This window comes from Streptococcus mitis (genome assembly GCF_965111725.1).
Classification (GTDB): Bacteria; Bacillota; Bacilli; order Lactobacillales; family Streptococcaceae; genus Streptococcus; species Streptococcus mitis_DV.
Window position 1 is genome coordinate 1,001,891 of sequence record NZ_OZ217341.1, and the last position, 17,880, is coordinate 1,019,770.

The 17,880-nt window shown below is 35.3% G+C and carries 17 protein-coding genes and 4 pseudogenes; 4 read left to right on the forward strand and 17 right to left on the reverse strand.

Going from position 1 to position 17,880, the window contains the following annotated elements:
* Positions 1–15: 15 nt before the first annotated feature.
* The 4 genes and pseudogenes from ftsW to ACLV7Q_RS04970 all read right to left on the reverse strand — a co-directional run bounded on the left by ftsW (position 16) and on the right by ACLV7Q_RS04970 (position 3,230).
* Positions 16–1,239: a cell division peptidoglycan polymerase FtsW gene (gene ftsW, locus ACLV7Q_RS04955; RefSeq protein ID WP_061439109.1), complete on the reverse strand. Its 1,224-nt coding sequence runs from the start codon at positions 1,237–1,239 to the stop codon at positions 16–18.
* A gap of 143 nt (positions 1,240–1,382) precedes the next feature.
* Positions 1,383–1,698 (reverse strand): annotated as a pseudogene (locus tag ACLV7Q_RS04960) (helix-turn-helix domain-containing protein); the annotation flags it as partial.
* Positions 1,699–1,919: 221 nt separating this feature from the next.
* A pseudogene (locus ACLV7Q_RS04965) lies at positions 1,920–2,945 on the reverse strand (site-specific integrase); the annotation flags it as partial.
* Positions 2,946–3,026: 81 nt separating this feature from the next.
* Positions 3,027–3,230 carry an excisionase gene (locus ACLV7Q_RS04970; RefSeq protein ID WP_000814511.1) on the reverse strand — a complete coding sequence of 68 codons (204 nt, stop codon included), beginning with the start codon at positions 3,228–3,230 and terminating at the stop codon, positions 3,027–3,029.
* On the opposite strand from ACLV7Q_RS04970, the gene ACLV7Q_RS04975 reads away from it, so the two are divergent.
* On the forward strand, positions 3,214–3,465 hold the full coding sequence (locus ACLV7Q_RS04975; protein ID WP_001845478.1) for a hypothetical protein: 252 nt from the start codon (positions 3,214–3,216) through the stop codon (positions 3,463–3,465). The genes ACLV7Q_RS04970 and ACLV7Q_RS04975 overlap by 17 nt on opposite strands.
* Before the next feature lie 225 nt (positions 3,466–3,690).
* On the opposite strand, the gene ACLV7Q_RS04980 is transcribed toward ACLV7Q_RS04975, so the two are convergent.
* Both ACLV7Q_RS04980 and ACLV7Q_RS04985 read right to left on the reverse strand, forming a co-directional pair.
* A complete protein-coding gene (locus ACLV7Q_RS04980) occupies positions 3,691–3,921 on the reverse strand; it encodes a helix-turn-helix domain-containing protein (RefSeq protein WP_000857133.1) in 231 nt (76 codons plus the stop codon).
* Positions 3,918–4,340, reverse strand: a complete 423-nt coding sequence (locus ACLV7Q_RS04985) for a sigma-70 family RNA polymerase sigma factor (protein WP_000804885.1) — start codon at positions 4,338–4,340, stop codon at positions 3,918–3,920. Before ACLV7Q_RS04985 ends, ACLV7Q_RS04980 begins: the two co-directional genes overlap by 4 nt.
* 504 nt (positions 4,341–4,844) lie before the next feature.
* Here ACLV7Q_RS04985 and ACLV7Q_RS04990 point away from each other — a divergent pair.
* Positions 4,845–5,198, forward strand: a complete 354-nt coding sequence (locus ACLV7Q_RS04990) for a helix-turn-helix transcriptional regulator (protein ID WP_001227347.1) — start codon at positions 4,845–4,847, stop codon at positions 5,196–5,198.
* 59 nt (positions 5,199–5,257) lie between these two features.
* Here ACLV7Q_RS04990 and ACLV7Q_RS04995 read toward each other — a convergent pair whose 3' ends face one another.
* Both ACLV7Q_RS04995 and tet(M) read right to left on the reverse strand, forming a co-directional pair.
* On the reverse strand, positions 5,258–5,425 hold the full coding sequence (locus tag ACLV7Q_RS04995; RefSeq protein WP_000336323.1) for a cysteine-rich KTR domain-containing protein: 168 nt from the start codon (positions 5,423–5,425) through the stop codon (positions 5,258–5,260).
* A gap of 118 nt (positions 5,426–5,543) precedes the next feature.
* Complete coding sequence (gene tet(M), locus ACLV7Q_RS05000) at positions 5,544–7,463, reverse strand: tetracycline resistance ribosomal protection protein Tet(M) (RefSeq protein WP_000691743.1); 1,920 nt, start codon at positions 7,461–7,463, stop codon at positions 5,544–5,546.
* A 143-nt stretch (positions 7,464–7,606) separates the two neighbouring features.
* Between tet(M) and ACLV7Q_RS05005 the strand changes: the two genes are divergently transcribed.
* Complete coding sequence (locus ACLV7Q_RS05005; protein WP_173306895.1) at positions 7,607–8,863, forward strand: ISL3 family transposase; 1,257 nt, start codon at positions 7,607–7,609, stop codon at positions 8,861–8,863.
* A gap of 331 nt (positions 8,864–9,194) precedes the next feature.
* Here the strand turns inward: ACLV7Q_RS05005 and erm(B) are convergent, their stop codons facing one another.
* The 8 genes and pseudogenes from erm(B) to ACLV7Q_RS05045 form a co-directional block, all read right to left on the reverse strand.
* Positions 9,195–9,932: a 23S rRNA (adenine(2058)-N(6))-methyltransferase Erm(B) gene (gene erm(B) / locus ACLV7Q_RS05010; RefSeq protein ID WP_002292226.1), complete on the reverse strand. Its 738-nt coding sequence runs from the start codon at positions 9,930–9,932 to the stop codon at positions 9,195–9,197.
* Positions 9,933–10,056: 124 nt separating this feature from the next.
* Complete coding sequence (locus ACLV7Q_RS05015; RefSeq protein WP_001814874.1) at positions 10,057–10,140, reverse strand: 23S rRNA methyltransferase attenuation leader peptide; 84 nt, start codon at positions 10,138–10,140, stop codon at positions 10,057–10,059.
* Between the two features lie 48 nt (positions 10,141–10,188).
* Positions 10,189–10,358: pseudogene (locus ACLV7Q_RS05020) on the reverse strand (MLS leader peptide).
* A gap of 48 nt (positions 10,359–10,406) precedes the next feature.
* Positions 10,407–11,609, reverse strand: a pseudogene (gene mobT, locus ACLV7Q_RS05025) (MobT family relaxase); the annotation flags it as partial.
* 22 nt (positions 11,610–11,631) lie between these two features.
* Positions 11,632–11,784: a hypothetical protein gene (locus ACLV7Q_RS05030; protein WP_000879507.1), complete on the reverse strand. Its 153-nt coding sequence runs from the start codon at positions 11,782–11,784 to the stop codon at positions 11,632–11,634.
* Positions 11,785–11,786: 2 nt separating this feature from the next.
* Positions 11,787–13,172, reverse strand: coding sequence for an FtsK/SpoIIIE domain-containing protein (locus ACLV7Q_RS05035; protein ID WP_000813488.1), 1,386 nt, complete (start codon positions 13,170–13,172; stop codon positions 11,787–11,789).
* Positions 13,173–13,200: 28 nt separating this feature from the next.
* Positions 13,201–13,587 carry a YdcP family protein gene (locus ACLV7Q_RS05040; RefSeq protein WP_000985015.1) on the reverse strand — a complete coding sequence of 129 codons (387 nt, stop codon included), beginning with the start codon at positions 13,585–13,587 and terminating at the stop codon, positions 13,201–13,203.
* 15 nt (positions 13,588–13,602) lie between these two features.
* Positions 13,603–13,917: a YdcP family protein gene (locus ACLV7Q_RS05045; protein ID WP_000420682.1), complete on the reverse strand. Its 315-nt coding sequence runs from the start codon at positions 13,915–13,917 to the stop codon at positions 13,603–13,605.
* A gap of 426 nt (positions 13,918–14,343) precedes the next feature.
* Here ACLV7Q_RS05045 and ACLV7Q_RS05050 point away from each other — a divergent pair, with 426 nt between their 5' ends.
* Complete coding sequence (locus ACLV7Q_RS05050; RefSeq protein ID WP_050088027.1) at positions 14,344–16,623, forward strand: tetratricopeptide repeat protein; 2,280 nt, start codon at positions 14,344–14,346, stop codon at positions 16,621–16,623.
* Here ACLV7Q_RS05050 and ACLV7Q_RS05055 read toward each other — a convergent pair.
* Positions 16,607–17,848 carry an aminotransferase class I/II-fold pyridoxal phosphate-dependent enzyme gene (locus ACLV7Q_RS05055; protein WP_050088028.1) on the reverse strand — a complete coding sequence of 414 codons (1,242 nt, stop codon included), beginning with the start codon at positions 17,846–17,848 and terminating at the stop codon, positions 16,607–16,609. The genes ACLV7Q_RS05050 and ACLV7Q_RS05055 overlap by 17 nt on opposite strands.
* Positions 17,849–17,880: the final 32 nt, after the last annotated feature.

Below are 17,880 nucleotides of genomic sequence, written 5' to 3' on the forward strand. Positions count from 1 at the left end.
TTTCTTTATTCTACTTCACAGAAGGTTCATTGGTTGATTTTCCAATTCTCGGTACAACTTAGCGCGTTTTTCACTGGCATCAATATTTAAGACAAAGGCCACTGCCACTGACAAGACTAGAAGACTGTTTCCACCCTGGGATAAGAAGGGAAAGGTTACTCCTGTAGATGGAATCAAGCCCGAAATCCCTCCGATATTGACAAATACCTGAACCAACATCATCCCTCCGACACCGAGTGCAACCATGGCATTGAAAGGATTCTCCGCTCGGATACCGACCAAGATAATCCGCAAAATCATGAAAAACAAGAGAGCTAAAATCAGACTGGCACCAACAAAGCCAAATTCTTCAATCACGATAGAAAAGACAAAGTCTGTATGAGCTTCTGGTAAATAACCTCGTTTTTCAATCGAATTCCCAAGACCTAGACCAAACCAACCGCCATTGACCATGGCAAAATAAGAATTAGATAACTGGTGACCCGCATCCGCACGATCGGCAAAAGGATTAAAAAAGGCACTAAAGCGCTTGGCCACATAGCCAAATACTGGAATTTTTGAAAAGGTCTCAACACCGATTAGGCTGATAGTGGTCAAGACAAAGACAGAAGCGGCAGATACGAGCGCCAGAATGGTTGAAAACCAACGATAAGCGATTCCACTAACTGTATACATAATCAAGGAAACCAATACTAAAATAGTCGCATTTCCTAAATCAGGGAAAATTCCCAAACTTCCAATCAGAACCAGGAGAACGAATCGCCAATCATTAAAAGCACGGGGAAGCCATTGATTTTGAGTCAAAACTTGAAAATCATAAATAGCTATTTCTTCTTGCTGTTTGGAGAATCGGTGAGCCAAATACCAAATAATAATGATTTTTAAGTACTCAGCTGGCTGAATAGTTACTCCTGCAACCGAAATCCAACCGTATGCCCCGTTCACGGAAATACCAATAAAACGAGCCAAAAACAATAAAACCATTTCTATCAATATAACTAAAATGATTAGTCGCTCATTTCTCAAAAAATCTAGTCTCAATTTATAAATTAAGGCAATCAGTATCAAACTAACAATCCAAAAGATTCCTTGATTTCGAACCAATTGCAAGGCGCTCTTGCCTTCTTCAATTAAAATAGCGCTGGTGGTCGAATAGACCACAATCAAGCCCAAAATAGATAAAAGCAAGTAAGGAATCAAGATGGAATAATTTAATAAGTGCCTCTTACTAATCTTCATAGTATCACCACTCTACTAGGATACAGACAAATCTGTTCCAAATTCCGTTTTATTTTCTAGTTTTGATTGCTATTATACCATTTTTTCAGAAAGAAAAAAACTCTTACCTTACAATCCTTCGAATTTTACTGTTTTTACAGAATTAAGGCAGAATTTGAAATCGTAAAACCATTTTGAATAAGAGTTGCTTCAACCCATTGACTCCGACGAATTAAGTTGCTTTCGTGAATGCCAAAATCAGCCGCAATTTGTTCATAAGTGCGCTATTCTCGCATGTATTGAATAGTTACCACGAGGAGATCGATCTAGGCTTAATTGGGGTTTTCTTCCACCTTTTGCGCGTTTACGTTGATAAGCTGTTTTTAACACAGATAACATCTCTTCAAAAGTCGTGCGCTGAACATCTACAAGGCTCTTAAAACGGCTATCGCTCAATTGTTTACTTGCTTCATCATTCATAGTTTTATTGTATTATATTTTTGTTTCGCAGGAAGTCTATTATTCCTTTCATTCAAAGGTTTTTACGCTTTTAGCAACAAGCTTACACACTGAGCGTTTCGGACTTACCGTATCGTTTCGTCGGTTTTCCTCTTCATTCTACGAGTCCTATCGAATGGGAGAACATTTACTTCTACTTCGCTGATACCTCAGCTTGTACAAGCAGTGATACTGCCTCAACATGGAGTGATGTGTGGTAACTTATCATCATTATACTTGTTGTATTTCTTAACAAGACCTTTCATCATGCCGTTGTAATCACTTGCCACTTTTGGATAGTTCTTTCTATTAAGAAAGAGGAAATCACTATATCCATCAATCTCAACACGCTTATCATTCTTTCGATTCGCTAACACTCGCTTAAATGCTTGATAGGCTTCTTCAACCATAGGAACTTGACGTTCGCCACTTTTGGTCTTTGGTGTTTCAATGTAGTACCCAATTTCAGTATCTCTCAATAGCTGATGGTCTATATTGACAAGACGATTCTCAAAATCTAAATCTGGAAGTGTCAAACCACCAAACTCTGAAATACGAAGACCTGTTTTTAAGAGTATCAGAATTTCATCATAATTTTTGCTGTAGGTTTTATCAGCTTTTGCAAAGGCTAACAGTTTTTCTTCCTGTTCTTCTGTTAGTACGGTCTTAGGGACAGTATCATCATCAAGAACTGCTTTCAGTTGAAAGTCAAATGGATTCTTCCGAACACAATCATCTTGTATAGCAATATAGAATGAAGCCTTTAAAGAACGTTTGTAGTTATTGATGGTTTGATAAGCATAACCATTTTCACTCATTCTAATAGCCCATTCTTTAGCGTCTGATGGCTTAATACTGTCAATACTTCTTACACCTAACTTGTCTTTCTTCAAAATATCCATAAGATATTTGCGTCCAGTTTCAGTGTTTTTTCTAACCTTTGGTCTTTGAGCGTTCTGTTTTGCGTAAAGCTGGCAGAGTGTCATTTTCTTTCCTACAACATCAATACCATCATGAATGTCTTTCTGTAACTCTGCGATTTTCTCTCTAAGTGAGATACAATCACGCTTTCCTGCTGGTACTCGGTCTGTAGCCACAAGTTTCCACGAGTAAACAAATTGCGGTTCTCCAAATGAATCTATATATTTGTATAAGTATCTTCCGTCTTTTCGTTGGCTCTCTCCAGTCTTTAAGATTCGACCTTTATTGTCACGTCTTTTTTCTGACATGGCATTTGCTCCTTTCCTTTATGGAAAGAGCCTTGATACGACTTAATACTATTTTATCATATACAAGACCCTTTGGCGACGCTAGATTGCGTCCAATGTATCTATAATTTTTTCAAATTGTTTTCGTTTAATCTGAATACGATTGCCATTCATAATCAGCCAATTTGCATTTTTATTTTCCTCTGCCAAGCGTCGTAGCTTGTTTTCGCCAATACGAAAATATTTTGACGCTTCTTCAATGGTTAGGGTATAACGTTCCCAAATAGGAATGTCAGTCTGCTTCATAAAATCCTCCTTTCCAAATCACTTATTTGGATTTCATAAAAGTTGTTTTACCAGCAATCGAACAGCTTTAGCAAAGCTCACGGGAGTTCCACCCCTGCATGGTTCTCATGTAGCCATACTCATTGCCTGCGACGGTTTTATCACGCTCGGACTATTGACTGTATGGGAGTATCATTATCACGATAAGAATGTCGTTGCAGGCAATCCTGCTAAAGATTGCTTCTCGGATCACTAACATGAATCGCTCGCTATCTTTATAAGATAGGTCATGGCGGTTAGTTCCGTTGGCTCTTTTCTTATCGAAACGTATTCGATTACTTTTATTCAGTTTTCAAAGAACAATGGCTCGTTAGCCTATCAAAACACATTGAAAGCTCAATATGCTTTGGTGGAATAACAAACCTCCCTGTTCGGGAAGCGTGGAATGGTTTAGCACGCTTCCACGAAAGGAGAGAGGATATTACTTAATTTCAAATGACAAAATCTTTGTAATCAGTCTGGTTTCCATTCTTCCACGTAAGACTTCATCAACGACCATACTTTGATTGCCATATTCATCTTTCATAAGTCGTAGGGAACGCTTCGTTATGTACCCTCTGTAATGATGTAGAATCTGGTTAATCGCTTCGGTATCGCCATCTGTTGCCTTTACAATGAGAGGAAAGGGAATCATAGGATATTGTGTTTTCATTCTTCAAATTCCTCCATAAACTTTTTAATTAAGGCTAGTCCACTGGTTCTATGCCGATAGACAGTAGAACGGTTCAATTTCAACAGGTCTGCAATTTCTGAATCGCTCATGTCCATAAAGTAAAACAGCAGTAGAATTTCACGTTTCTTGTCTGGCAACTCACGTAATGCTTCACTCAACAAATCATTTTCAACGCCTACTGATAACCCATTGAGTGTAAAAATCTGAAAGTCAGTTGAATAGTTATCTGTTGTCGCAAACTGGCTAACAAGATAATCGCCAACATCCGAAAAGGACACCTCACGCTTTGCAATCCTTGAAAGATAAAGCATATAATTCTTTCGCTCGTCTTCCATAGCACGTTTACAGATATAGTCAAACTGATTTTCTATTGTGGTCTGAAAAGAAGATGGTTTCATGTTTCTCACCCCCTTTCTGTCTAGGAAAGGAAGTGAGCCTTGCTCGTTTATCTCCTTTCACTCTTAGTCCCAATGTGAAAGGGGGATTTGTTGCATTACTGATAAATAAACTTTGTAAAAAAGTTCTGAATAGCCAAAAAAGCATATAAACAGATTTATTTCTCTGTTTACATGCTTCTGTTATTCTATCTATATGATTTATAAAACCACATTGGTGGACGTACTTATCTATTGCAGATAGACGACTTTTTTTGACAAGAACCCAATGTAAGGAAATTTATTGTATATGATGTACTTCATGGCGACGTTGACCTCCAACAAACCGCCATTTGGAAGTAATATACAATATTTTAACAGCGTAAATAGCACTACCATATAACGGTTTTTTTTATTGGCGTTTAGTAGTGCTTTTTATTAAATATAAACCTATAAACCATATAACACGTTTTTCTATACCTGTTTTTAATTCAGTAGGAACAATAAAATGTATAGAGGTGGTCTACTATGCGTAAAAAAGAAGATAAATATGATTTTAGAGCCTTTGGTTTAGCCATTAAAGAAGCTCGATTGAAACGAGGTTTAACTCGTGAACAAGTGGGAGCATTGATTGAAATTGACCCACGGTACTTAACTAATATTGAAAATAAAGGGCAACACCCCAGCATACAAGTTCTTTATGACCTTGTATCGTTACTTCATGTTTCCGTTGATGAATTTTTCTTACCTGCTAATAACTTGGTAAAAAGCACCCGACGATTACAGATAGAGAAATACATGGATAGCTTTACAGACAAAGAACTATCCTTAATGGAATCTTTAGCCAGCGGTATCAACGAAGCAAGAAACATCGAAGACTAATTAAAAGAATCCATACATAACGGAAAGAGCCGATAAAATGAGATTGTATTAATCTCATTTTATCGGCTCTGCGTCTTTGCGTCTGGCTCTGTAATCACAGTTACTTTGAACTGCTTTATTTCAATTAAATTTTCTTGTCTGCATTTCGGACAATAGAGGGGGAATTTTTTTAATTCAGTATCTTCCCTTATCTTTAATCGTGTTTTATTTCCACATACAGGACACAATATCCACTTGTAGTTTATAATAACTATCTCCTCCTTTACACTTTAATTCAAATCTTTATTAAAAAATATTTCATCTTATTTAACAAGAAACCATATTTATATAACAACATAAAATACACTAAGTTATTTTATTGAACATATATCGTACTTTATCTATCCGACTATTTGGACGACGGGGCTGGCAAACAGGTTCACCGGTAGTAACATGGTACCCTTTTAACTCTGTTAAACAAACACTACGTCCATTTGTAAAGAAAGTTAAATCACTACGATATTCTTGAATACACCGAGCAGGGATTTCTCCACTAAGAATGACCTCATTATTTTTCAATTGAGTGTCTACGATGTTCGCACAATATTTAGGAGCATCGTTGTATGCTCGTGAAAGATATTCCTGTGGCGCATAAATTTTAAAACTAAGATATGGCTCTAACAATTCTGTTCCAGCTTTTTTTAAGACTTGTTCCAATACAATAGGAGCAAGCATCCGAAAATCTGCTGGGGTACTAACAGGGCTATAGTATAAGCCATACTTAAAACAGATTTTACAGTCCGTCACATTCCAACCATACAATCCTTGTTCACAGCCATAGCGTATCCCCTCCATAACTGCATTTTGAAACGATTGATTTAAGTATCCAAGAGAAACCGAGCTCTCATACTGTACTCCGCTCCCTAATGGAAGCTGTGCTACAGATAGACCAATGGAAGCCCAGAAAGGATTCGGTGGAACTTCGATGTGAATGGTATACTCTGCTTTTTTTAACGGTCTTTCCATATAAATGACTGTAGGCTCTTTTATTTCTATCTCCACATGATACTTTTCTTGCAGCAGAGCACAAGTCACTTCCATTTGTACTTTCCCTAAGAAAGAAAGTATGATTTCATGTGTCGCAGAATCCACATAATATCGCAGAAGCGGGTCACTGTCGGAGATTTCTAAAAGTGCATCAAGTAACATTTCCCTTTGTTGAGGTTTGCTCGGTTCAACAGTCGTTTGCAGCAGAGGGAGGGGATTTTCAATTCTCTCTCTCTGTGGCAATAGCTTTGTATCTCCAAGAACACTATTTAACTTCAAAAACTCATTCTGCAAAATAACAATTTCCCCGGAATAAGCCTTATCAATTTTACATAATTCACCATTTATTGAAGTATACATTTCTGTAATTTTTATTTTTTCCTTTTCCGATATTCTAACCGAATCTCGCAAATGCAGTACGCCACTATAAAGACGTATATATGCAAGACGCTGTCTTTTTTCCGAATACTCAATTTTGAAAACTTTTCCGCAAAGTTCAGACTGACCTCGATGTGTTGATGAATAAAATTTATTCGTAATCACTTCTATAAGGTTATCAATCCCTATATTGTTTTTTGCACTTCCGTGATAAACAGGGAACAGAGAACAATTCTGAAATCTTATGCTTTCCTCTTGTTCGAGTTCCAATGCTTCTAATGATTTACCGGACATATATTTCTCTAAAAGGTCATCGTTTCCCTCTATTACCGTATCCCATTGTTCAGATTCGGTAAAGTTCGTCACACACATATTAGGATACAGTTCTACCTTCTGTTTGATTACAATTTCGGCAGAAAGTTTCTCTTTAATATCCTGATAAACCGTTGATAAATCAATTCCATTTTGGTCAATCTTATTGATAAAAAAGATTGTGGGAATCCCCATTTTCCTAAGTGCATGAAATAATATACGAGTTTGTGCTTGTACGCCATCTTTTGCAGAAATCAGTAGAATTGCCCCATCTAAAACTGATAATGAACGATATACTTCTGCTAAGAAATCCATATGTCCTGGCGTGTCTATGATGTTCACCTTCGTATTTTCCCACTGAAAAGAGGTTATTCCTGTCTGAATTGTAATTCCTCTCTGACGTTCTAAAAGCGTATTATCCGTCCTCGTTGTACCTTTGTCCACGCTTCCTAATTCTGTAATCGCTCCACTGTTATATAATAAGCTTTCTGTTAAGGTAGTTTTTCCTGCATCAACATGAGCTAAAACTCCAATATTAATAATTTTCATGTGATTTTCCTCCATTCAAAGGCTCTATAATATTTGTAGTGGGTAAATCCCCTATAGATATTATGGAGCCTATTTTGTTGTAGAAAAAAAGTCCCATAAGATCTATAATGAAAAGCGACAAAACCATCATTAGAAAGAATCATATGGAACAATTACATTTTATCACAAAACTACTCGATATTAAAGACCCTAATATCCAGATTATAGACATCATAAATAGGGATACCCACAAAGAAATCATCGCTAGACTGGATTATGAGGCCCCTTCTTGTCCTGATTGTGGAAGTCTAATGAAAAAATATGACTTTCAAAAACCATCTAAGCTCCCTTACCTCGAAACAACTGGTATGCCTACTAGAATTCTCCTTAGAAAACGCCGTTTTAACTGCTATCAGTGCTCAAAAATGATGGTTGCTGAGACTCCTCTAGTAAAGAAAAATCATCAAATCCCTCGTATCATCAACCAAAAAATTGCTCAGAAGCTGATTGAAAAAACTTCTATGACCGATATTGCTCATCAGCTTGGCATTTCAACTTCAACTGTTATTCGCAAGCTCAATGACTTTCACTTTAAGCATGATTTTTCTCGGCTTCCAAAGACTATGTCTTGGGATGAGTACTCCTTTACCAAGGGAAAGATGAGTTTCATTGCGCAAGATTTTGACAATCTCAATATCATCACTGTTCTTGAGGGAAGAACACAAGCTATTATTCGAAATCACTTTCTTAAATATGATAGAGCCGTCCGATGTCGAGTGAAAATCATTACTATGGATATGTTTAGTCCCTACTATGCCTTAGCTAAACAGCTTTTTCCATGTGCTAAAGTCGTTCTAGATCGTTTCCATATTGTACAACATTTAAGCCGTGCTATGAGTCGTGTGCGTGTCCAAATCATGAATCAGTTCGATCAAAAATCCCATGAATACAAGGCTATCAAGCGTTACTGGAAGCTCATTCAACAAGATAGTCGTAAACTCAGTGATAAGCGATTTTATCGCCCTACTTTTCGTATGCACTTAACCAATAAAGAGATTCTTGACAAGCTTTTGAGCTATTCAGAAGACTTGAAACACCACTATAATCTCTATCAACTCTTGCTTTTTCACTTTCAGAATAAGGAATCAGAGAAATTTTTCGGACTTATTGAGGACAATCTTAAGCCGGTTCATCCTCTTTTTCAGACTGTTTTTAAAACCTTTATCAAGGACAAAGAAAAAATTGTCAACGCTCTTCAACTACCCTATTCTAACGCAAAATTGGAAGCCACTAATAATCTCATCAAGCTTATCAAACGAAATGCCTTTGGTTTTCGGAACTTTGAAAACTTCAAAAAACGGATTTTTATCGCTCTGAACATCAAAAAAGAAAGGACGAAATTTGTCCTTTCTAGATCTTAGCTTTTCATCAACCCACTACAGTTGACAAAGAGCCAAAAATTTTTCTTTTTAAGAATCGATTGTATTTTTTCGTAAAAAAATACCCCCTACATTTTCGTAGGAAGTATTTTTAGTCAACCATACCAGTTGACAGATATCCCACTTAGGACATTTTCCTACAAGGGGTCCCGAGCGCTTAGTGGGAATTTGTACCCCTTATCGATACAAATTCCCCGTAGGCGCTAGGGACCTCTTTAGCTCCTTGGAAGCTGTCAGTAGTATACCTAATAATTTATCTACATTCCCTTTAGTAACGTGTAACTTTCCAAATTTACAAAAGCGACTCATAGAATTATTTCCTCCCGTTAAATAATAGATAACTATTAAAAATAGACAATACTTGCTCATAAGTAACGGTACTTAAATTGTTTACTTTGGCGTGTTTCATTGCTTGATGAAACTGATTTTTAGTAAACAGTTGACGATATTCTCGATTGACCCATTTTGAAACAAAGTACGTATATAGCTTCCAATATTTATCTGGAACATCTGTGGTATGGCGGGTAAGTTTTATTAAGACACTGTTTACTTTTGGTTTAGGATGAAAGCATTCCGCTGGCAGCTTAAGCAATTGCTGAATCGAGACTTGAGTGTGCAAGAGCAACCCTAGTGTTCGGTGAATATCCAAGGTACGCTTGTAGAATCCTTCTTCAACAATCAGATAGATGTCAGACGCATGGCTTTCAAAAACCACTTTTTTAATAATTTGTGTGCTTAAATGGTAAGGAATACTCCCAACAATTTTATACCTCTGTTTGTTAGGGAATTGAAACTGTAGAATATCTTGGTGAATTAAAGTGACACGAGTATTCAGTTTTAATTTTTCTGACGATAAGTTGAATAGATGACTGTCTAATTCAATAGACGTTACCTGTTTACTTATTTTAGCCAGTTTCGTCGTTAAATGCCCTTTACCTGTTCCAATTTCGTAAACGGTATCGGTTTCTTTTAAATTCAATTGTTTTATTATTTGGTTGAGTACTTTTTCACTCGTTAAAAAGTTTTGAGAATATTTTATATTTTTGTTCATGTAATCACTCCTGAAGTGATTACATCTGTAAATAAATACAGAAGTTAAACGATTTGTTTGTAATTTTAGTTATCTGTTTAAAAAGTCATAAGATTAGTCACTGGTAGGAATTAATCTAACGTATTTATTTATCTGCGTAATCACTGTTTTTAGTCTGTTTCAAAACAGTAGATGTTTTATCTACATTACGCATTTGGAATACCAACATGACGAATCCCTCCTTCTTAATTACAAATTTTTAGCATCTAATTTAACTTCAATTCCTATTATACACAAAATTTTAAGATACTGCACTATCAACACACTCTTAAGTTTGCTTCTAAGTCTTATTTCCATAACTTCTTTTACGTTTCCGCCATTCTTTGCTGTTTCGATTTTTATGATATGGTGCAAGTCAGCACGAACACGAACCGTCTTATCTCCCATTATATCTTTTTTTGGATATCTGTCAACTGGTATGGTTGACAGATATCCTTTTTTTGTTGTTATCACGTCCTGTTCTTTTACTGACTGTTGCTTCAAAATCTGCTTGTGTCGGTCTGTCAGTTTCGCATGGTCGAGAATGTCTTTTACAACCTGCGTCTGGTTGATTTCATCAAGTTTAATCGCAACCTTTAAGGTCGGGGCAACTTGATGAGATAGCCAGTTCAGCGTCCTTTGGAAGGAGTAAGGCTCTGGTTTTGTGGTTAGTTTTAATCGTTCACGATTGTTCCCAATAAACCAAGCCCATTCTTCATTCAGTTTCCAATCAGAACGAGGTTTGGAATCGTCTTTATCTACAAAACGGATATACCGATTGATAATTTTAAAGGCGGTATGCTCTGGATTGTCATAGACGAGTAAATCACGGACTGCATAATAGGCACGCTCATTTTTCAATCGAATCTCAAAACGGTTTTTTACTTCTGCGTCTTCAATGGGAATATCATTTTTCTTGTACTGCTCGTAGTCCTTTTCATAGATACAGAAATAAACTTCACTTTGTAATGAACCGATATAGAGGGTGTTTCCCATACATTCCTTTTCCTCTTTGCGTACCAGTTCGCCACTGCGATAGCTTTTAAAACTGCGGAAGACGGAGATACATTCTTCCTGTTGGCACTTTTCAGTGAGTACAGGGATATTCAAAATCCCTGTCTTATCGTTAATGGCAAGGTCAAGGCGTTTCATCACACCGCCAGCCACCAAAACGTCCATAAAGAACTCATACCAGCTTCTTTGTTGTGCCAGAAGATAGCTTTCAAATTGTCTGCACCCACGACCTTTCAATTCCACCAGAACTCCTTTGTCCAGTTCATGGGAGCAAAGGACGAATATGTCGCCTAAAGCATAATGCTCTGAATAAGAATAGAAACCATAGTCCTCATGAAGAAAATAGGACAGTTTCAGTTGTAAGATGTTTTCGACCACCTGCTGTACGTCTGTTGTCGGAAAGCGAATCCTTACATAATCAAACAGCATTTCAAGGGGAGCGTCGGGATTGAAGCGTTCCAGAGCTTCCCAAAGGGACTGCTGTAAATCCTCTGATGGCTTGACTTTTCCTGTTTCAATATCGCTTAGATACTGCCTTGTAATACCAGTCGCAACAGCTAAACGGTTTTGAGATAGTCCATAAGCCAAGCGTTTTTCTTTTAAATGCTGTAACCAAGTTTGTTCATTCAGTAAAAATCCCTCCAATCAAAAAGGCGTATGTCAACTTTTAAAGCCCATTTGACATACGCTGAAATTTTGTAAATCCCTTGTAACCAAAGGATTTTCTAATGTTTTTTTGACTGTTTCCTGTCGATTTGTACCCCCCTGTTAGATACGGGGGGTTAAGTGCTGGCGTGGCTATTGCCACACCAGCCAGCAAGATCAGTCCACACCTGCGACTTCCGCTTCGCACGTCGCCTGCGTGGACTGTCTGCTGTTGGATAACTTTTTAATTTCCTCCAAGAAATCATATCCTTTTGGTACAAGGGGAGTATAAAACTCTGATATGACACTTGTTCCTACATCAACATAGCCACGACCTTTGATTCGCTTTAAGAAGAAATCCTTTTGTACGTCACTGCCAAACATCATGCCATAGCCCATTTCAGACATACGACCTAAAGCCACTCTGAAATTAAACTGATCACGGATTCCGTCGCCTAAATATTTTGCGTCTGGACGTTGACAAGCCAGTATTAGAAAGAAGCCAGCTTGACGACCTAACATGACAATCTGTTTCAGCTTATTCATAACTGCGGTGTTTTCTTTTGTTCCCAGCATTTCCATGAAAGCGACGTATTCATCAAAGATTAAGAAGTGTGCCGGGAGACCTAAGTAAGCATAATTTTTGCCAGTCTTATAGTTCTTCATCTGCTTCATTTCCTCACTACGTTTCATCATTTCTTCATAGAATGTTTCAATGCAAGAAAGCAAGTCTTCTTTTCTATAGTAGACATTTGCCATCACAGAACCTAAGTCCGCAAGGTCAGCATTTTTCGGGTCAAGAATATACAGTTTTGAATCTGTATGAAGCAAGGCTTCAATCAGTGTCAGTATAAAGTAAGTTTTACCGCCACCTGTACCACCAGCAATCAACATATGAGGGAGCTTATCATATTCCCACCATACGTTTTTCATTAAGCGAAGTTTACCATCTTTAGCTTCTACTTCATCAATAGAAATACGACTGGCTATGGTGTCATAGAGCAAAGTATATTCCACATAGGAATCCTTTAACTCTTTATCCGTCAGCTCACAGTACAAGCCACTCTCTAATTTCTTTTCCAAGTGTAAGAGTTGGTCTTGATATTTTCCCAGCGTGATTTCCACCCGTATCTGTATCAAGCCATTTTTAAGTCGATAATACATTTTAGGGAAGTAGGTTATCTTTTCCTTTGTACGACCAGCACTATCTTTAAAGAAACCCTCTGTTTTGACCTGTTCAGATTCATACCACTTGTTTTCAAGTATCATCTTTGCCAGTTTTTGACGGTGGTAAAGTTGTTTAACCGTATCATAGCGAACCCGTTTGAATACAAACGCTACCAGCAAGCAGATAAGAATTGCGACACTGAAACTGATAATTAAATAGGGAATGTCAATCTTATCTGCTTGTGATAGGTTAAAATCCTGCCAGTTGATCTGCTGGATTGTCTTCACATGAAACAGTCCGACAACCAGCAGGAAAACAGGCAGGAGTGACGCTATCGTAAAATGAAAGACTAAATCTTTACCAGATGGGCGAATCCTTTTACCACGCTGTTTCATGCGAAAAAGTCTCCTTTCTACCTAGCGACTATTTGTCTTGTGTCGGTTCTTTCTTTGCTTGTGGTTGAGCTTTGAATGAACTAGAATCCTTTGTCAGCACAATATCGTCTGCCTTGATATACCAGTCAACATCTGCTCCTTGATAGGTGGCAGTAGCAACGGTGTCCGCAATGGGATTGATAAGTTCCACCCGTGCGTTATAATCAAACTCTTTCAAAGGCACGCTGGCAGGAATACTTACTTGAATCATGCGTCCTTGTCCTTTGGATTTTAAGTCATAGGTACGTTCCTTGATTTCATCTGAAACCGACCCGTCTTCATTTTGGATTCTCACTTCACGACGTAGAGCAGAGAATTTCAATTCTCCAAAAGTCGTGTCTTTATCTAATACAATGCCATTTGCTAATCTCATCATTTTTCCTCTCTTTCTTTATTCTTTTATCATGTCGTCAGCATGTAAAAGGTAATTTGTAAAACCACGAGTGCCGATTTTGTAGCCCTCTGCGGTAATACGTGGATTGACTAACTTCACACGTTCCTCAAAGCCGAAATGTTTTTCGCCAGCTTCAGCAGGAAGCACCACCACAATATCATCTGCTCTTTGAACATCAGAATAGAGATTATAGCTTCTTGATAAGACAGTTAGCCGTCCGTTGATTCTTCGCTGAACGACTTTATCCTCGCCAGCAAATTCTAAATTGCCGAATGTTTTTTCCATGTTGGGAATCACAAATTTAAGTTCCATATTTTTACCTATCCTTTCTTTTTTATTGGCTGAATGAATGTTTGATGGTCTTAAAGAGTGGGGAACGACCTTTTGATTCTTGATTTTTTGTTTTCATAAGTTCACTTCCTTTCAAAATCGGGTAAAAAAATAGACACCTCATTTTTTGAAGTGTCTACCTATTAAATATTCAAATTTTATTGGAAGTATCTTTATATCTTCACTTTTCAAGGATAAATCGTCGTATCAAAGCTCATTCATAAGTAGTAAATTAGTAGTAAATTGAGTGGTTTTGACCTTGATAAAGTGTGATAAGTCCAGTTTTTATGCGGATAACTAGATTTTTATGCTATTTTTAACTAAAAAAATCATTATACAAATCAAGCTACTAAAGATGAATTTATGGTATACTGGTGATAATAAATTGTTATCGGTAGGAGATGTTTTATGTATTACGGTCGAGATACTGAAATAGAAGAATTAAAACAGCATTTTAAATTTTCTAGTAATGATAAAAATAGTTTATATATTATTAATGGTTTAAGTGGTAGTGGTAAAACCGAGCTAATCAAAGAGGTTTGTCAACGAGTTTACAGCCATGATAAAGAAGCCTTTATTCTCTACATTGATGTTATAAATGATGGGTTTGAAAGTAATAAATTTTTTGAAAATCTACTAAAAGGAGCGTATGTCCCAACACAATTCAGAAGAAATCTATGCTTATCAATACCTCAAAAATATTCGTTTTCAAATTATTTAAGAAAACAAAAACTAACAAATCTAACTCTGAAACATAGTCTTAGGTTAATCAGATCGTTTATTGCGTTCGATACAACTTACAAAAAAGTAATTGATTATCCTTGGGAAGAAGTTATTACTGAAATAAAGGAGGGAATATTTGAAAATGATTTATATTTAAGATATTTCAGTCATGTTTCAAAAAAAATCCGTCTTAATATTATTATTGATAATTATCAATTTTTATCTGAAGATATAAAAATAAAATTTGAAGATGACTTTAATACACTTCAAAGCGGAATCTCTTTAACAATTATAAACCGAACAAATGATAAGTTAAAATCGATTGATAAACTAGATACATTGGACAATTATACTCCTACTGTATTAAATTTATCGTATCTTACTGAGGATGAGTGTAAATTACTAATAAGAAATAAAATTGCTTTACTTGATAATGTCAAATTGAATCAAATCTGGCAGATAACACAAGGTAATTATAAAGATATTGAATTAATTATTAACAGACTTATTGATAATCCAAATTCAGAATTATTTAATATTTCTGATATATATGACAAACTTCCAGATATTCAAAAAAATATACTTATCATATCATCAATTTTTCCTGCTGGTATGAAAAAAGATATAGTTTTTAACTACATTAAATCTATATTAGACGAAAATACTGAAGTAGCTGATTCTCTAAAATCCCTTATTGATGCAGGTTTTGTCTATATTAATGGTGATACAAATGATAAAATCAAAATTTCACACGAATCAATTGTAAATGGTATTTTAAATCACACAAATGCTTCTGATCTTCAATTAGTAACCAACAATCTAAAAATATATTTAGAGCAAACTATCCTATCTATAGGAGTTGGTGGCGAGTTAGCTTATTTAATTCACTGCTTAATAAATATATGTAATATTGAAGAGTTGCGGCAAAATGTAGAATATATCAAACAGTTACTTGAAATCGAATACAGGAAAAATTCATATTTTTACATTGTATCTTTGAGTAAGAAGATACTTCATTTAATAGAATTATTACCCGAAAAATACTTACATTATATGTTGAACTCGTACCAGTGGATTTCTGATTTTAATGGAGGTTTAGCTATTTTAAACAGTCTTCAAAAAGATAATTATTCAAAAGATTTACAGCTATACTATCCTAGATTTCAAATTCAAAAATATGAATTTGAGGAGGCGCTAAAATCACTGGAAAAGTTAGAAAATTGCTCTGGAACATTACTCTACAAGCTAAATGCTTATGGTCATTTAGGTAAAGATCGAGAGGCAATTAAACTCCTTAATGAAAGCATGAATTCTGTAGAAAAAGACGACTTCTATTATATTATTTTACGAAATTCTGCTCATTATTTCCCAACTAAAGAAGCTACCGAAAATCTCAAACTAGCATTGGACTATTTTCAACGTAATGAATATCAAATACCTGTTGCAACAGTATATAATAATTTAGGTGTTGTTAATATCTGGGACGGAGAATATGATATAGCTTTAGAGAATCTAAATAAGGCCATAAAAATACTAAAAAAATATGATTCAAATGAAATTTTTGAACCATATTGTAATAAATCAATTATTTTTTTGATGAATAAAAATTATCAACAATCTCTGAAGTTTATAAATAAATCACTTCAAGAATGTCCTAAAGCTTTGACCTTAGATATTAGGATGCTCAAGTTAAACAAATTAATTATTGAATTGATTTCTGAAAGAATCTCTTTTACAGAATTTCAAAATTCACTAAGAAACTTTGAGGAAGAAATTCCACTCATAGACGATCCTTGGTATAAATTTCAAATAGTATACAATTTACAACAATTTGATGATATTCCTTTTGTTTGTGAAAAAACTTATATTGATGATTATCAAGACGGACTCACTAAATACTATCTGTTGATTCCTTACAAAAAATATAATTTCTGTATAGGTCTTTCTCCTAATTGGAGATATTAATTTGTTCATGGTACTTGCGAATGAGATCTAAATATATGGAATAATCATATTGTTTATATTTTAATAAATTAGCTACTAGTTTAGCTAATTTTTTAATATCATCATCAGTATAGGATAAATTTGTAATTCCGATTGTTCCTAATCTTATTCCTGAAGTCGTCATTGGTCCGTGTGTATCATTTGGAATTTGATTTCGGTTAACTAATATTTTATGTTGAAAAAGTAGATTCTCTGCATCCTTACCACTCAAGTTTAGATTCAGTAGATTAACTAAAATTATATGAGTCTTTGAGTTTTTATAAACAACATCAACCCCTTCTTTACTTAATTGTTTTATAAACAATAAAGTATTTTTTATAACCTGTTGTGCATAATCTTGAATATCTATTGATAATAATTTGATTAAACAGATACATTTCGCAAATAATGCATTTTGTGTAGGACCTCCCTGTGTTCTAGGAAAAATTGAATTAGTTATTTTTTCTTCAAATATAGAACGATACATTAGTACTCCTCCTTGAGGCCCACGTAAACATTTATCCATTGTAAAAGTAACGAAATCGACATATGGAAAAATCGACTTATGTAGCTTTGCCATAATATATAAAACACTATGGCAAATATCCGCTAAAATAAGGGTATTGGGGCTAACCTCTTTTATAATTTCATAAATTTGTTGATAATTAAATTCATTTCCATACGATGAAGCACCAATAATAATCAATTTAGGTTTATATTTATCTAATAATTCCTTTAATTCGATATAATCAATATTTAAATCATGATCTAAGTGATAATATTTTACAGTACCTTTGCCTGTATAAGTGTGTGAAATATGTCCTCCGTCTTTTGGAGATAACGATAAAATATAATCGTCACTTTCTAAAACACAATTATAGACTATTTGGTTAGCCTGAGTTCCTGAATGTGGTTGCACATTAACTCTATAATCACCAGGATTTAAATCAAAAAGTTGAAGACACAATTCTTCTGAATATATTTCAATATTATCCAATGAAGTACAATGAGGAAAAAAGCGTTTTTCAACAGCTCCCTCTGTTGGCAGAGTAGCGAGAGGGAAACTTTGAATCTCTAATACTTCGGTGAATGGATAGCTAATACATGCAGCAAGATTTATTACGCTATTCTGTTCTTGGTTATATGAATCAAGAATTTTATTTAACTTCTGATAGATTTCACCTTCAAATTTATTAATTTTATACACTGACTTCTCCTACCGATAACAATTTATTATCG

Excerpts from the sequence above, each read along its gene's own strand:
- ACLV7Q_RS05005 (WP_173306895.1), top strand. The coding sequence starts at position 7,607 with ATGGAACAATTACATTTTATCACAAAACTACTCGATATTAAAGACCCT.
- ACLV7Q_RS05050 (WP_050088027.1), top strand. The coding sequence starts at position 14,344 with ATGTATTACGGTCGAGATACTGAAATAGAAGAATTAAAACAGCATTTT.
- ACLV7Q_RS05045 (WP_000420682.1), bottom strand. The coding sequence starts at position 13,917 with ATGGAACTTAAATTTGTGATTCCCAACATGGAAAAAACATTCGGCAAT.
- ACLV7Q_RS05035 (WP_000813488.1), bottom strand. The coding sequence starts at position 13,172 with ATGAAACAGCGTGGTAAAAGGATTCGCCCATCTGGTAAAGATTTAGTC.
- ftsW (WP_061439109.1), bottom strand. The coding sequence starts at position 1,239 with ATGAAGATTAGTAAGAGGCACTTATTAAATTATTCCATCTTGATTCCT.
- ACLV7Q_RS04990 (WP_001227347.1), top strand. The coding sequence starts at position 4,845 with ATGCGTAAAAAAGAAGATAAATATGATTTTAGAGCCTTTGGTTTAGCC.
- ACLV7Q_RS05015 (WP_001814874.1), bottom strand. The coding sequence starts at position 10,140 with ATGTTGGTATTCCAAATGCGTAATGTAGATAAAACATCTACTGTTTTG.
- ACLV7Q_RS05040 (WP_000985015.1), bottom strand. The coding sequence starts at position 13,587 with ATGATGAGATTAGCAAATGGCATTGTATTAGATAAAGACACGACTTTT.
- ACLV7Q_RS04980 (WP_000857133.1), bottom strand. The coding sequence starts at position 3,921 with ATGAAAACACAATATCCTATGATTCCCTTTCCTCTCATTGTAAAGGCA.
- ACLV7Q_RS04970 (WP_000814511.1), bottom strand. The coding sequence starts at position 3,230 with ATGAAGCAGACTGACATTCCTATTTGGGAACGTTATACCCTAACCATT.
- ACLV7Q_RS04985 (WP_000804885.1), bottom strand. The coding sequence starts at position 4,340 with ATGAAACCATCTTCTTTTCAGACCACAATAGAAAATCAGTTTGACTAT.
- ACLV7Q_RS04975 (WP_001845478.1), top strand. The coding sequence starts at position 3,214 with ATGTCAGTCTGCTTCATAAAATCCTCCTTTCCAAATCACTTATTTGGA.